This window comes from Streptomyces sp. RKAG293, assembly GCF_023701745.1.
Classification (GTDB): domain Bacteria; phylum Actinomycetota; class Actinomycetes; order Streptomycetales; family Streptomycetaceae; genus Actinacidiphila.
Window position 1 is genome coordinate 3672918 of record NZ_JAJOZB010000001.1, and the last position, 14233, is coordinate 3687150.

The window sequence follows — 14233 nt, forward strand, 5'->3', positions numbered from 1 at the left end:
GGGGCCCGAGTCCCTACGCTCAACGCGTGCCGCCTGTCCCCGCACGGCGGTCAGCCGACCGAAGAGGACCGCGAATGCACCGCGCACTGATCGTCGTGGACGTCCAGAACGATTTCTGCGAGGGCGGCAGCCTCGCGGTCGCCGGCGGCTCGGACGTGGCCGCCGCGATCACCGATCTCGTCGGCCAGGCCACCGCCTGCTACCGCCATGTGGTGGCCACCCGTGACCACCACGTCGATCCGGGGGACCACTTCTCGGACCGGCCGGACTTCGTGACGTCCTGGCCCGTGCACTGTGTGGCGGGCACCGAGGGCGTCGGGTTCCATCCGAACTTCGCGCCCGCGGTCGCCTCCGGCGCCGTGGACGCGGTCTTCGACAAGGGCGCGTACTCGGCCGCCTACAGCGGCTTCGAGGGGCTGGACGAGAACGGCCTGGGGCTCACCGAGTGGCTGCGGGAGCGCGCTGTCACCGAGGTGGACGTGGTCGGGATCGCCACCGACCACTGCGTGCGGGCCACGGCCCTGGACGCGGCCCGGGAGGGCTTCGTCACGCAGGTGCTGCTCGATCTCACGGCGGGTGTCGCCCCGGCGACCACGGAGAGCGCGCTGGCCGAGCTGCTGGCCGCGGGCGTCCGGCTGACGGGAAAGCCGGCGGTCGGGGCCTGAGCGCGGGGCGGAGGGGCCCAGACGGCCCTGAGCGGCCCCGGGCGGGTCGGGCGGCCCCGGAGGCCGGGACCGCCCGCCCGCTCAGCCCGCGCGGCGGTGGGTGGCCCGGAAGGGCTGCCAGAGCTCTTCCGAGCCGGACGCGGAGTGGCGCCAGACGAGGCCGTCCGGGTGGTGCAGGACGGCGGTGACCTCGTCGGGCGTCGGCGGTTCGGTGTTACCGCTGAGCCGGGCCGCCCGGAAGCCGAGATTCCGGAGCCGGGTGAGCGCCCGCTGGCGGTTCTGGGCGTGCACGATGACGCGGACGCTGTCCTCCGCACCGCCCGGGTGGGGCAGCTTGAGAGCGACGACGACGTTGCCGTTGGGAAGCTTGGTGAATCCACCGACTGCCATGCCCACATAATCCGGTGATCGGCCCCCGCCCACCAGAGGGCGTGGGCCGAACACTAGGTTAACGCAGGTCAGCGACCTGCGGGGCTGACCGCGACGATCGTGTTCTGTCCGTTCGGGGAGTCGAACAGGATCGAAATGCGGGTATTCGTGTTCGGCACCTGGACACTCGCGTACGGGTTGGTGTCGTACCAGTACGTGCCGTGACGGTCGTCGAAGACCGGGACGCCCGGCTTGGACTTGATCGTCGTGGCGACACCGTTCTTGTGCGCGGTGAGGGCGTCGGTCGGGTACCAGCCGAAGGTGGAGTCCGCGGACTGGATCTTGTTGCGGAACAGCGCGCCGTCCGACCAGGCGTCGGGCTTGGCGTGCGCGTCGATCGGCAGGATCTGGCCGTGGCCGGGGTGCTCGCCGACGTTGTTGTCCAGCTGCGAGGTGTCCCAGAGCCAGATCAGCAGGCCGTTCTGGTAGGCGTAGTGCTCGACCTTCTTCGGGGCGGCGGTGCCGAACCCGAAGTTGTAAGGACCGGTCTTCAGGACCTTGTCGTAGCTGACGTACTGGCGGTTCTCCGCGATGTAGTACTGCGGGTACGACTTGGTGAAGGACGCCTCGGAGCGGCTGAAGCCGTTCGCGGTCCAGCCGTTGTCGTCACCCTCGGCACCGTCGGTGAAGACGGCCGCGCCGTCGGCGGTGATCGTCAGGTTGTCGGCCGCGAAGCCCTTCTGCGCGACACCACCGTCGGTGCGGTAGCGGAAGCGCAGCTCGATCTGCTTTCCGGCGAAGGCGTCGAGCGGGTAGTTCATGTCCTTGTAGCCACCCGTGGTGCCGGTCATGGCCGGGCGGCCACTGCCGTTGCGGGTGATGGGCTGGCCGTCGATGGTGCCGTCGATCGGGGCCCAGTTGACGCCGCCGTTGGTGGACACCTCGGTGTAGAGGTAGTCGTAGCCGTCCTCGGTGTCGTACCAGCCCTTGAACGACAGGGCGGCGGACGTCTTGCCGGTGAGGTCGACGTGGCGGGTCAGGGTGTTGCGCAGGTCGTTGCCCGAGCCGCTCCACCACTGCTTGGTGCCCGCGAAGGGCGTGGTGATCGCGGTGGTGACGCTCTTCGACGGCAGCGTCACGACCAGGCCCTGCGGGTCCTTGGTGTTGTACTCGGCGACGCCGAGCTTGTGCGTGGAGAGCTTGGCGGCCTTGGCGGTGTCGTACTTCAGCCAGCCGAGCTGCATCTTGTCCCAGGCGTCCATGTCACCGGGCAGCGAGCCGATGTCGGTGGTGCCGTTGGAGAGCCAGGAGCCGGACGACATCAGCGACCAGAAGGCGGTGCCGTTCTCGCCGATGTACGTGGTGTCGTACAGGTCGGGCAGGCCGAGGTCGTGGCCGTACTCGTGGGCGTAGACGCCCAGGCCGCCGTTCTCCGGCTGCATCGTGTAGTCGCCGACCCAGATGCCGGTGTCGCCGATCGGGGTGCCGCCGAGCTGGTTGCCGGCCGGGCCGGAGAAGCCCTCGTCACCCTGGTAGGCGTAGCCGCGGTGGGCCCACAGCGCGTCGGTGCCCTGGACGCCGCCGCCCGCGGACTCGTCCTCGCCCGCGTGCACGATCTGGAAGTGGTCGATGTAACCGTCGGGCTCGTTGAAGTTGCCGTCGTGGTCGAAGTCGTAACGGTCCCACTGGTCGTACTGGGCCAGGTCCGTCTTGATCTGCGCGGCGGTGCGGCCCTTGGCCTTCTGGTCCGCGGCCCACTGCGCGGTGCCGTCGCGGACCAGGTCCTCGACGGTGGCGCAGTTGGTGGCGCCGCACTTGTTGTTGCCGTAACGGGCCTCGTTGTAGTCGACCTTGACCCAGTCGGAGACCTCGCCGTTGACCGAGTAGCGGCCGGAGGACTGCTTCTCGTAGTACTTCGCCACCGACTCCTTCTTGGGGTCGTGGGAGAAGTAGAGGTCCTGGAAGGACTGCGCGTTGTAGTCCTTCTGCCAGGCGGTGCTGTTGTCCGTGGAACGGTCGGGTTCCGCTATCTGGTTGTGCAGCGGTCCGACGGTGCCGCCGTACTGCGGGTCGACCTTGTCGCCGAATTCGGCGAGGATCACGAAGATCTTGTCGGTCTTCTCGCGGCTCAGCTCGACGTACTTGCCCGCGCTGAGTTTGGCGACCTTGGAGCGGCCGCTGTCCTGGACCGTGAGGTCCCCCGCGATCACCTTCTGCAGGGCGTCCTGCCGGCGTACCGCCTGCTCGCGCCCGAGCGGGCCGAGACGGTCGTCGTCGACCTTGGCCTTGGTGCCGGCCGGCGCCTTGCCGGTCGGCGCCTGCATCGGATCGTGGCTCGCCTGCGCCTCGTTGCCCGCCGCGGGAGCGGCTGCGGCCAAGGTCGCGGGCATCGCCATCGCACCGAGTGCGACGAGCGCCACCGCGAGGGTGGCGGGTCTGATGTTGCTGCGAAGATTCTTCAAGATGTCTTGACCTCCCCTTGGGAGATGCCATTGCATCTAAGTGCCGGAAGAAAAGACAGGTCTTGACTTGCTCATGGCAGACCAGTACGTTGACCGGCTTTTGAGGTCCGGATAACGGACATCAACCCAGGTGGACCGTCTGCCAGTTGAGACGGGTGGACCGGGTCGAGATTCCGTGCGCCCCCCTGTGCTCCCCCACCGTGGGTTAGGTCACGCTTACCAACCGTTCCCATCGGGCATGCCGATCCGTAGAGTCAGTTGCCGGCGCCCACGCATGAAGATTTCCACCGCCCCTTCCGACACTGCGACTTAACCGACGTATTCGAGGACGGATCCCGCCATGCCGCGTCCTACCCCCGCGCAACTTGCCTACGGTTCCGCGACCGTTGTCCTGTCCACTCTTGCGATGCTGCTGCTCTCCGAGGCCCGTTCCGGCGTCAGCGTCGTCATCATCGCGGCGGCCGGGCTGCTGCTCGGCGTGCTGGTCGCGGTGACGACCACGATCCCGCTGACCGCCCGTGCCAAGGCCCGCAGCCGTACGACCGTCCGTACCGCGCCCGCGACGGTCCCCCGCCCACGGGTGCACAGTTCCGGCCCGTCCCGCGTCAGCGAGCACTCGCTGCGGCGTTGAGCGGCCGGCGGCGGCCCCGGAGCGGTTGCTCCGGGGCCGCCGTCGCGTGCGGACGGCGGGACCGGTACGCCGACGGGACCCGCCGGGGCGGACCGTCACGCCGTGACGACCACGGTCTTCGCCGCCTTGTCGTGCAGACCCTGGCGGTACGGCTTGTCGAGCAGCAGCAGGATCCCGATGAGCACGATCCACAGGCACGGGCAGCAGAACAGCGTCGGCAGCCAGAACACACAGGCGCGGATCAGCGCCGCCGACGAGGTGGGGGCGGCGCCGTTGTCCAGCATGGCGATGCGCACCCCCAGCCACTTCTTGCCCAGGGTCTGGCCCGTCGCCCTGGTCATCCACCACTCGTAGCCGATGTAGAGGACCGCGGCCACGCAGGACCCCAGGATCGACCGGCCGTAGTTGATGTCGTCCGTGTCGGTCTGGAAGGTGCCGAACGCCCAGTCGAGCAGGCCGACCGGGATGGAGATGAGGATGAAGTCGATGATCCTCGCGAGCAGTCGCTTGCCGACGTCGCCGAGCGGCGGCATGCCGGCCAGCGGGTCGGGCGTGCCACCGCCGTAGGGATCGCCGCCGTAGGGCGGCGGCGCACCGCCGCCGGGCGGGGTGCCACCGGGCGGCGGATTGCCGTACGGGTTGCCGCCGTGGGGGTTGCCACCGTACGGGTCGTTGCCGCCGCCTCCCTGCGGGGGCGGCGGGTAGGAGGGCGGCTGCTGACCGTAGGGCGAGCCGCCGGGCGTACCGGGGCCACTGTCCTGGGGGGCTTGGCGAACGGATCGTCAGGGGATCCGGGCGTCGGCTGGTCGGTACTCATGAACCGAGTGAAACCCGCAGGAAGCAGACGCGCCTTCCGGCAAGATCCGTTCGGGGTACCCCGAACGGACCGGCACCGCCGCCCGCTACTGCCGGGCGACGAACGTGCGGGCCGCCTTGTCGTGCCAGCACTGCCGCCACGGGCGGTCGATCATGCACCACACCAGACCGACGACGCCGATGACGAGCGCGTCGAGCACCGTGTGCGTCAGCCAGCGGCGCAGCGAGGGGCCGAAGCCGGGGGCGAGCTGCGACTCGATGTCGACCACCCGCAGCCCGAACAGCTTCTTGCCCAGCGTCCGGCCCCACTTGGCGGTGGGCAGCACCTCGTACAGCAGCCCGGCGACCAGGGCGACGCCGACCACGATGGCCAGCTGGACGCCGGTGGTGCCGTCGATCAGCCAGACCGTGACGGTCTCGCCGGTCTGCCGCGCCTCGTCCACCTTGTCCTTGAGGTGGTGGTACGCGGCCGTGCCGAGCGGTACCGCGGCCGCGCCGGTGAGCGCCAGGACGATGACCGTGTCGAGCAGCCGGGCGGCGAGGCGGCGGCCGAGCCCGGCCGGCCGGCCCTGCTCCTGCACCATCGACGCGAACGGGTCGTTCACCGGCGGCCGCCACGGCACCACACCGGCCGACTCCCCCTGCTGCCCCGGCACGGCGACGACACCCCCGCCGGCCGTGCCGCCGCCCGTCCCGGTACCGGGACCGGTGCCGCCCGGGCCCTGCCGGGCGAGTTCGTGCACCTGCTGCGCCCAGGGCGCGGGCGCGGCCTGCGCGAGGGGCGCGGAACCGGCGCGCCGCCCGTCCGTACCCTCACCCGCGGCGGGCTGCGACTGCTGCGGGGACTGCTGCTGCGGGGTCTGCGGCTGTTGCGGGAACTGCTGCTGTTGCGACTGGCGCGGCAGGTGCGGCTGCGGGTGTTCCGGCGTCTGCGGCTGCGGCGGCGACCGGCGCGGCTCGGTGCCCCACGGGGTCCCGGCGGCGGGGGTGCCGGTGGCCGCGGTGCCGGCCGGGGCCGAAGCCCCGCGCGTGGCGGGCAGGTTGGCGTCCGGGGCGGATCGCTCCGGCTGCGGCTGCGGCTCCGCGGCGCCCCAGGTGGTGCGGGGCGGCTCGACGGCCGGTGCCGCCGACCAGACCGGGGCGGCGGCCGCGCCGCGCCCGTCGGACGCCGTCGGCTCCTGGGCCCGCACGGGGTCCTCGTCGAAGAACATGACGCCGGACTCCTCGACGGCGGGCAGGCTCGTACCGCGGCCGGAGGCCGGCGCGGAGGCCGCTGGGCCGGGCGTTCCCCGGCCGCCGGCGTCCTGCCCCGGCGGCGGGGCGAGCTCCTCGCCGGGCCGCGGTGCGGGGCGGCTGGTGCCCGGCACCCAGGCGCCACCGTTCCAGTACCGGATGTAGCCCGGGATCGACGGATCCGGGTAGTACCCCGGAACGGGGGAACCGGAGGAACCGGAGGAGCCAGTGGAGGGTGAGCTCATGGTTCGTGAGGTCCGTATCTATTCGGCCAGGGGAGTGCAATGACCACATCTACCAGACAGGCGGACCCGCCGGGTCCGCGGTACCGCACACCACACACCCTTACCGGGTGGGAGGGACCCGCGCGGGGCCTTCCGTAATTTTCACCGCGATTCGGAGAAGTCGCGTAATGGTTGGGGTTGTATGCGCTCTCTCCTGGTGCGGGCCCCGCGCAGCACCCGCTGCGCGACACCGCAAGGGGCCGCCCGCCAAGGAAAGGACGACGACCTGATGCAGACCGTGGTGGAACGCGAACTGGAACTGAACCTGGTGCTGTCGCCGGAGCGCAGCATTCCGGTACCGGCCCGGCTGGCCTATCGCACAGATGATCCCTTTGCCGTGCACATCACCTTCCATGTGGGCTCGGACGCCCCGGTGAACTGGACGTTCGCCCGCGAACTGCTGGTGGAAGGGGTGTTCCGGCCGTGCGGGCACGGGGACGTGCGCATCTGGCCGACGAAGGTCAACGGGCGCAGCGTCATCTGTATGGCGCTGAGCTCCCCGGACGGCAACGCGCTGCTGGAGGCGCCGTCCTCGCCGGTGGCGTCCTGGCTGGAGCGCACCCTGCGCGCCGTGCCGCCGGGGACCGAGCACGAGCAGCTCGGCATGGACGACGGGCTGAACGAGCTGCTGGCCCCGACGACCCGGGACGAGTTGTGGCTGCGCGATCCATGGACGGTGACGGACGAGTCGCCCGAGGGGTGAGGGCGCGGGGGAACGCGGGGGTTCAGAAGAGCTTGCCCGGGTTGAGCAGGCCGAGCGGGTCGAAGACCTGCCGTACGCCGCGCTGCAACTCCACGCCCACCGGGCCGAGTTCCCGGGCCAGCCAGTCCTTCTTCAGCAGGCCGACGCCGTGCTCACCGGTGATCGTCCCGCCGAGGGACAGGCCCAGCGCCATGATCTCGTCGAAGGACTCACGGGCGCGCGCCGATTCGTCCGCGTCCGCTCCGTCGAAGCAGACGATGGGGTGGGTGTTGCCGTCGCCCGCGTGCGCGCACAGGCCGATGGTCAGCTCGTACTTCTGGGCGATGGCGGCGACGCCCTCGATCATCGGGGCGAGCTTGGTGCGCGGCACGCACACGTCGTCGATCATCGTCGCCGTGCCGACCCGCTCCAGGGCGACGAGGGCCAGCCGGCGGGCCTGCAGCAGCAGCTCGGACTCGGCGGCGTCCTCCGCCGGGACGACCTGGGTGGCGCCGGCGGCCGTGCACAGCTCACCGACCGCCGCGAGGTCCGCGGCGGGGTCGGGGGTGTCGAACGCGGCCAGCAGCAGCGCCTCGGTGGTCTCCGGCAGCCCCATGTGGGCCAGGTCGTTGACCGCCCGGATGGTGGTGGTGTCCATCAGTTCCAGCAGCGAGGGGGCGTGGCCGCGGGCCATGATCTCGCAGACCGCGGCGCACGCGGCGGCCGCCGACGGGAATTCCGCCGCGAGGACGAGCTGCCGCGGCGGGGCGGGCCGCAGCGCGAGCACCGCCCGCACGACGATGCCCAGCGTGCCCTCGGCGCCGACGAAGAGCCGGGTCAGGTCGTAGCCCGCGACGCCCTTGGCGGTGCGGCGGCCGGTGTTCAGCAGGCGGCCGTCGGCGAGGACGACCTCCAGGCCGAGCACGTACTCGGCGGTGACGCCGTACTTCACACAGCACAGTCCGCCGGCGCCGGTGCCGATGTTGCCGCCGATGGTGCACTGCTCCCAGCTCGACGGGTCGGGCGGGTAGTACAGGCCCTGCTCGGCGACCGCGCGGGACAGCACGGCGTTGACGACACCGGGTTCCACGACGGCGACCCGGTCGACCGGGTCGATCTCCAGGATCCGGTCCATCTTGACCAGCGACAGCACGATGCAGCCGTCCGACGCGTTCGCCGCACCCGACAGACCGGTGCGCGCGCCCTGCGGGACGACCGGCACCCGCAGCGCGGTCGCGGTGCGCATCACGTGCTGCACCTGCTCGACGGTGCGGGGCAGCACCACCACCGCCGGCGTGCCCGCCTCGGAGAAGCTCGCCATGTCATGGGCGTACGAGGCGGTGACGTCCCGGTCCGTGAGGACCGCCTCCCCCGGCAGTCCCTCGTGCAGTCGTTCGATCAGTTCGCGCATGGTTCCAGACTGGCACCCGGGCCGTGGCCGGGGAAGCTCTGCCGCCCCGGCACGGCCCGCCGACGTACCCGATTGCTCAGAGGTTGCCGCGCAGCTCCTGCTCGCGCTCGATCGCCTCGAACAGGGCCTTGAAGTTGCCCTTGCCGAAGCCCATGGAGCCGTGCCGCTCGATCATCTCGAAGAAGACGGTCGGCCGGTCCTGCACCGGCTTGGTGAAGATCTGCAGCAGGTAGCCGTCCTCGTCGCGGTCGACCAGGATCTTCAGCTCGCGGAGGGTCTCGACGGGGACGCGGGTCTCGCCGGCCCACTCGCCGAGGGTGTCGTAGTACGAGTCCGGGGTGTTGAGGAACTCGACGCCGGCGGCGCGCATGGCCCGTACGGTCGCGACGATGTCGTTGGTGGCGAGGGCGATGTGCTGGACGCCGGGGCCGCCGTAGAACTCCAGGTACTCGTCGATCTGGGACTTCTTCTTGGCGATGGCCGGCTCGTTGAGCGGGAACTTCACCTTCCGGGTGCCGTCGGCGACGACCTTGGACATGAGCGCGGAGTACTCGGTGGCGATGTCGTCGCCCACGAACTCCTTCATGTTGGTGAAGCCCATGACGCGGTTGTAGAAGTCCACCCACTCGTTCATCTTGCCGAGCTCGACGTTGCCGACGCAGTGGTCGATGGCCTGGAAGCGGCGGGTGCCCGGCTCGACGATCGGGTCGGCGGCGGCGTAGCCCGGCAGGTACGGGCCGGTGTAGCCGGAGCGGTCGACGAGGGTGTGGCGGGTCTGGCCGTAGGTGGCGATCGCGGCGAGGACGACGGTGCCGTGCTCGTCCGTCAGCTCGTGCGGCTCCTCCAGGCCGGTCGCGCCGTGCTCGACGGCGTAGGCGTAGGCGGCGCGGGCGTCCGGGACCTCGATGGCGAGGTCGATGACGCCGTCGCCGTGCTCGGCGACATGCGCTTCGAGGAACTTGCCGCGCTCGGTGGCGGTCCTGACGACCGAGGTGAAGACGAAGCGGGCGCCGCCGGACTCCAGCACGTACGACGCGGTCTCGCGGCTGCCGTTCTCCGGGCCGGAGTACGCGACGCGCTTCATCCCGAAGGCGGTCGAGTAGTAGTGCGCGGCCTGCTTGGCGTTGCCCACGGCGAAGACGACGGCGTCCATGCCCTTCACCGGGAACAGGTCCTTCTGCTGCGCTTCGGCGGTCTGCTGCGTCTCAGTCGTCTCAGTCATGTCAAAAGCGTCGCCCTGCGGACCAGAGTGCGCAATAGTTGCCGATTTCACTGGACAATAAGCACAGTGAATCCCGGGAACGACGGGTCAATCTGTGCAGTCTGACCATCTGAGGCGGTAGTCGTGGGGATCGATGTGCTGGACGGGCAGCTGATCAAGCTGCTCGCCGATGAGCCGAGGATCGGGATGCTGGAGGCGTCCAGGCGGCTGGGTGTGGCCCGCGGGACGGCGCAGGCCCGGCTGGACCGGCTGCGGGCCAATGGGGTGATCCGGGGGTTCGGGCCCCAGGTGGATCCGGCCGCGCTCGGCTATCCGGTGACGGCTTTCGCGACGCTGGAGATCAAGCAGGGCCAAGGCGTGGACGTCCGCGCCCACTTGGCGGGCGTGCCCGAGGTGCTGGAGCTGCACACCACGACCGGTCACGGCGACATGCTCTGCCGGCTGGTGGCCCGTTCCAACGCGGATCTTCAACGGGTGATCGACCGGGTTGTGGGCTTTGATGGCATCATGCGGGCCTCCACGGCGATCGTCATGGAAAATCCGGTGCCACTCCGGATCATCCCGCTGGTCGAACAGGCAGCGGAGGACCGCCCGTGACGGGACCGCCCGTGCGGTGACGGACGGCGCCCCGCGGCACGAGCAGGAGGGAGCCGGACGGTGAGTTTCTGGAGCTACCTCGGCAACCGGCACCAGCAGTTGCTGACCGACGCCTTCCAGCACGCCAGCGCCGTCTTCCAGTGCATGGTGCTGGCCACCGTCATCGGCGTCGTGCTCGGCGTCCTGACGTACCGCAGCGAGTGGGCGGGCAATCTGGCCGTCACCGCGACCTCGACCGTTCTCACCATCCCGTCGCTGGCGCTGATCGGTCTGCTGATCCCGGTGCTGGGCCTCGGCGTCCCGCCAACCGTCACCGCGCTGACGCTGTACGGGCTGCTGCCGATCGTGCGCAACGCCATCGTCGGGCTGCGCGGCGTCGACCCCACGCTGGTGGACGCGGCCAAGGGCATCGGGATGTCGCGCTTCGCCCGGCTGGCCAAGGTGGAGCTGCCGCTCGCCTGGCCGCCGATCCTGACCGGCATCCGGGTCTCCACACAGATGCTGATGGGCATCGCGGCCATCGCCGCGTACGCCTCCGGCCCCGGGCTGGGCAACGAGATCTTCCGCGGTATCGCGTCGCTGGGCAGTGCCAACGCGCTCAACCAGGTGCTCGCCGGCACGCTCGGCATCGTCATCCTGGCGCTGCTCTTCGACGCCGCGTACGTCGTCGTGGGCCGTCTGACCATCCCGAGGGGGATCCGTGTCTGAACCGTCCGATCGGTCACCGGCGTCCGGCGCCTCGGTGGCGGGTGCCACCATCCAGCTGGAGAACCTGACCAAGCGCTATCCCGGCAGCGCGGAACCGGCGGTCGACAGCGTCAGCATGGAGATCAAGGCGGGCGAGACCGTGGTGTTCGTCGGCCCGTCCGGCTGCGGCAAGTCGACCACCCTGAAGATGATCAACCGGCTGATCGAGCCGACCTCGGGGCGGATCCGGATCGGCGACGAGGACGTCACCGACATGGACCCGGTCAAACTGCGCCGCAAGATCGGCTACGCGATCCAGTCCTCCGGGCTCTTCCCGCACATGACGGTCGCCGAGAACGTGGCGCTGGTCCCCAAGATGGTGGGCTGGTCGAAGTCCCGGGTGAAGGACCGCGTCGAGGAGATGCTCGACCTGGTGGGCCTGGACCCGCGCGAGTTCCACGGCCGCTACCCGCGCCAGCTGTCCGGCGGGCAGCAGCAGCGGGTCGGGGTCGCGCGCGCCCTGGCGGCCGATCCGCCGGTGCTGCTGATGGACGAGCCGTTCGGCGCCGTCGACCCGATCACCCGCGACCATCTGCAGGACGAACTGATCCGGCTGCAGCACGAGCTGCACAAGACGATCGTCTTCGTCACCCATGACTTCGACGAGGCCATCAAGCTCGGCGACCGGATCGCGGTGCTGCGCGAACGCTCGCACATCGCCCAGTTCGACACCCCCGAGGCGATCCTCACCAACCCGACGGACGACTTCGTCTCCGGCTTCGTCGGCGCGGGCGCGGCCCTCAAGCGGCTGAACCTCACCCGGGTGCGGGACGTCGGGATCGCCGAGTTCCCCACCGTGACGGTCGACGACCCGCTGCAGGCCATCTTCGACCGGCTGCGCGACGCCACCACCAACGAACTGCTGCTGCTGGACCAGCGCGGCCGCCCGTACAAGTGGCTGCGGCGCGGCGACCTGATGCGCGCCAAGGGCTCCCTGGCGCGGGCCGGCACCCTCGTGCACGACACGGTGACCCGGGACGCGACGCTGCGCGACGCGCTGGAGGCGGTGCTCACCGACAGCGGCGGCCGGGTCGCGGTGACCGGCCGGCGCGGCGAGTTCATCGGCGTCGTGGACATGGAGACGCTGATGAACTCCGTCCACGAGATGCTGGAGGCCGACCGGCTCACCGCCATCGAGCACCAGCACGAACTGGAGGAGCTGCGCAGGCAGCAGACGCGGCTGGAGCAGGAGGGCGCGGAGGCCGCTCCCGCCCCGGAGGGACCGACGAGGGCGGACACGTGAGCGCGCGCCGCCCGGAACGCCCGCCGGGCGAGCACGAGGTGCGCGGCCTGGCCTTCCGTGACGACCCGGAGGCGGCCGAGGACGACGGGGTGACCAACGTCGTCGGGACGCGTACCGGGCAGCACGCGAACCAGGCACCCGAGCGCCGGCTGCGCTGGCCCAAGCTGGTGGTCACCCCGCTGGTGCTCGCCGCCGCGCTGGGCGCCACCTATCTGTGGATCAGCAACGCCGACCTCGACTCGATCGCCCACAACGCGCTGGCCGGCGACACCGTCCAGCTGCGGTTCTGGCAGAGCGTCAAGCTCACCGCGTACTCCACGTTCTGGGTGCTGATCATCGCCATCCCGGTCGGCATCGCGCTGACCCGCCGGCAGTTGCGCAAGGCCACCCCGTTCGTCACCGCGCTGGCCAACATCGGCCAGGCGACCCCGGCGATCGGCCTGCTGGCGCTGCTCGTCATCTGGCTGGGCATCGGTCCGCGCACCGCGATCATCGGCATGGTGGCCTACGCCGTGCTGCCGGTGCTGTCCAACACCATGGCCGGGCTGCGGAGCATCGACCCGACGCTCGTCGAGTCGGCGCGCGGCATCGGGATGTCGGCGGTCGGCGTCCTGGCCAAGGTGGAACTGCCGCTCGCCGTACCGCTGATCCTGGCCGGGGTGCGCACCGCGCTGGTCCTCAACGTCGGCACGTCCACGCTGGCCACCTTCGGCGGTGGCGGCGGGCTCGGCGATCTGATCACCACCGGCATCCAGACCCAGCGGATGCCGGTGCTGGTGCTCGGCTCCATCCTGACGGTGCTGCTGGCGCTGGCCGTGGACTGGATCGCCTCGGTCGCCGAACAGCTGATGCGGCCGCGCGGCCTGGAGGTGGGGGTATGAAGTACGGACGCACCCTGGCGACGGCGGGCTGCGGGCTGCTCGTCGCGGTGGCCACGCTCAGCGGCTGCGGCCTCAAGAGCGGCAGCCCCCTGGTGGACGACGTGGTCCCGGGTTCCATCGGCCAGGGCCTGCCGCTCAAGGGCGCCTCGCTCATCGTCACCTCGAAGAACTTCAGCGAGCAGATCATCCTCGGCTCGATGATCGGCCTGGCCTTCAAGGCGGCGGGCGCGGACGTGCTGGACCGCACCAACATCCAGGGGTCGATCGGTGCCCGCGAGGCCATCAAGTCCGGTGAGGCGGACGCGATGTACGAGTACACCGGCACCGCCTGGATCACCTATCTCGGCCACGACAAACCGATCACCGACCCGCTGGCGCAGTGGCGGGCGGTGCGCGACGAGGACGTGAAGAACGGCGTCACCTGGCTGCCGCCGTCCTCCCTCGACAACACGTACACGCTCGCCATCAACCAGGCGAACAACGCCAAGTACCACCTCAAGACGCTCTCCGACGTGGCCGCCCTCTCGAACTCCGACCCGTCGGCGGTGACGGTGTGCGTGGAGAACGAGTTCGCCTCGCGCGACGACGGGCTGCTCGGCATGGAGAAGGCGTACGGGATGCACATCCCCGCCTCCAACATCCGGAAGATGGACGCCGGCATCGTCTACACCCAGGTGGCCAAGGGCACCTGCCTGCTCGGTGAGGCCTTCACCACCGACGGGCGGATCAAGGCCATGAACCTGGACACGATGGCGGACAACAAGCACTTCTTCCCGAACTACAACGCGGCGCCCGAGCTCAACAGCAAGGCCTTCCACAAGTACCCGGCCATCGCCGGGCTGCTGGATCCCATCAGCAAGCGGCTGACGACCCAGATCGCCCAGCAGCTGAACGCGCTGGTGGACGTGGACGGCCAGGACCCGCACGACGTCGCCAAGGACTGGCTGATCCAGGAGGGCTTCATCAAGGAGGGCTGAACCGCCGCCCCCG

General features: G+C 70.5%; 14 protein-coding genes. 8 read left to right on the plus strand and 6 right to left on the minus strand.

The window, feature by feature from the left end:
* Positions 1-74 precede the first annotated feature (74 nt).
* Positions 75-665 (plus strand): isochorismatase family protein, encoded by a 591-nt coding sequence (locus LNW72_RS16235; RefSeq protein WP_250976073.1) that lies wholly within the window; start codon positions 75-77, stop codon positions 663-665.
* An 81-nt stretch (positions 666-746) separates the two neighbouring features.
* Here LNW72_RS16235 and LNW72_RS16240 read toward each other — a convergent pair whose 3' ends face one another.
* Positions 747-1055: a hypothetical protein gene (locus LNW72_RS16240; RefSeq protein ID WP_138356592.1), complete on the minus strand. Its 309-nt coding sequence runs from the start codon at positions 1053-1055 to the stop codon at positions 747-749.
* Between the two features lie 68 nt (positions 1056-1123).
* Positions 1124-3496, minus strand: a complete 2373-nt coding sequence (locus tag LNW72_RS16245) for an immune inhibitor A domain-containing protein (protein ID WP_374117273.1) — start codon at positions 3494-3496, stop codon at positions 1124-1126.
* A gap of 340 nt (positions 3497-3836) precedes the next feature.
* On the opposite strand from LNW72_RS16245, the gene LNW72_RS16250 reads away from it, so the two are divergent.
* Complete coding sequence (locus LNW72_RS16250) at positions 3837-4127, plus strand: hypothetical protein (RefSeq protein WP_250976074.1); 291 nt, start codon at positions 3837-3839, stop codon at positions 4125-4127.
* 95 nt (positions 4128-4222) lie between these two features.
* Here the strand turns inward: LNW72_RS16250 and LNW72_RS41660 are convergent, their stop codons facing one another.
* Both LNW72_RS41660 and LNW72_RS16260 read right to left on the minus strand, forming a co-directional pair.
* Positions 4223-4660 (minus strand): RDD family protein, encoded by a 438-nt coding sequence (locus LNW72_RS41660; protein ID WP_308401954.1) that lies wholly within the window; start codon positions 4658-4660, stop codon positions 4223-4225.
* 369 nt (positions 4661-5029) lie between these two features.
* On the minus strand, positions 5030-6421 hold the full coding sequence (locus LNW72_RS16260; RefSeq protein WP_250976075.1) for an RDD family protein: 1392 nt from the start codon (positions 6419-6421) through the stop codon (positions 5030-5032).
* A 268-nt stretch (positions 6422-6689) separates the two neighbouring features.
* Here LNW72_RS16260 and LNW72_RS16265 point away from each other — a divergent pair, with 268 nt between their 5' ends.
* Positions 6690-7163: an SsgA family sporulation/cell division regulator gene (locus LNW72_RS16265; protein ID WP_187145292.1), complete on the plus strand. Its 474-nt coding sequence runs from the start codon at positions 6690-6692 to the stop codon at positions 7161-7163.
* A 22-nt stretch (positions 7164-7185) separates the two neighbouring features.
* Here the strand turns inward: LNW72_RS16265 and LNW72_RS16270 are convergent, their stop codons facing one another.
* Both LNW72_RS16270 and hppD read right to left on the minus strand, forming a co-directional pair.
* Complete coding sequence (locus LNW72_RS16270; protein ID WP_250976076.1) at positions 7186-8553, minus strand: FAD-binding oxidoreductase; 1368 nt, start codon at positions 8551-8553, stop codon at positions 7186-7188.
* A gap of 76 nt (positions 8554-8629) precedes the next feature.
* Positions 8630-9775 (minus strand): 4-hydroxyphenylpyruvate dioxygenase, encoded by a 1146-nt coding sequence (gene hppD / locus LNW72_RS16275; protein WP_250976077.1) that lies wholly within the window; start codon positions 9773-9775, stop codon positions 8630-8632.
* A 123-nt stretch (positions 9776-9898) separates the two neighbouring features.
* Between hppD and LNW72_RS16280 the strand changes: the two genes are divergently transcribed.
* From LNW72_RS16280 to LNW72_RS16300, 5 genes are read left to right on the plus strand one after another with little or no spacing between them, the layout of a single operon-like run.
* A complete protein-coding gene (locus LNW72_RS16280) occupies positions 9899-10372 on the plus strand; it encodes an Lrp/AsnC family transcriptional regulator (protein ID WP_250976078.1) in 474 nt (157 codons plus the stop codon).
* A 60-nt stretch (positions 10373-10432) separates the two neighbouring features.
* Positions 10433-11080, plus strand: coding sequence for an ABC transporter permease (locus LNW72_RS16285; RefSeq protein ID WP_250976079.1), 648 nt, complete (start codon positions 10433-10435; stop codon positions 11078-11080).
* Complete coding sequence (locus LNW72_RS16290; RefSeq protein WP_250976080.1) at positions 11073-12362, plus strand: betaine/proline/choline family ABC transporter ATP-binding protein; 1290 nt, start codon at positions 11073-11075, stop codon at positions 12360-12362. Before LNW72_RS16285 ends, LNW72_RS16290 begins: the two co-directional genes overlap by 8 nt.
* Positions 12359-13243: an ABC transporter permease gene (locus LNW72_RS16295; RefSeq protein ID WP_250976081.1), complete on the plus strand. Its 885-nt coding sequence runs from the start codon at positions 12359-12361 to the stop codon at positions 13241-13243. The genes LNW72_RS16290 and LNW72_RS16295 overlap by 4 nt, the downstream gene beginning before the upstream one ends.
* Positions 13240-14220 carry a glycine betaine ABC transporter substrate-binding protein gene (locus LNW72_RS16300; protein ID WP_250976082.1) on the plus strand — a complete coding sequence of 327 codons (981 nt, stop codon included), beginning with the start codon at positions 13240-13242 and terminating at the stop codon, positions 14218-14220. Before LNW72_RS16295 ends, LNW72_RS16300 begins: the two co-directional genes overlap by 4 nt.
* Positions 14221-14233: the final 13 nt, after the last annotated feature.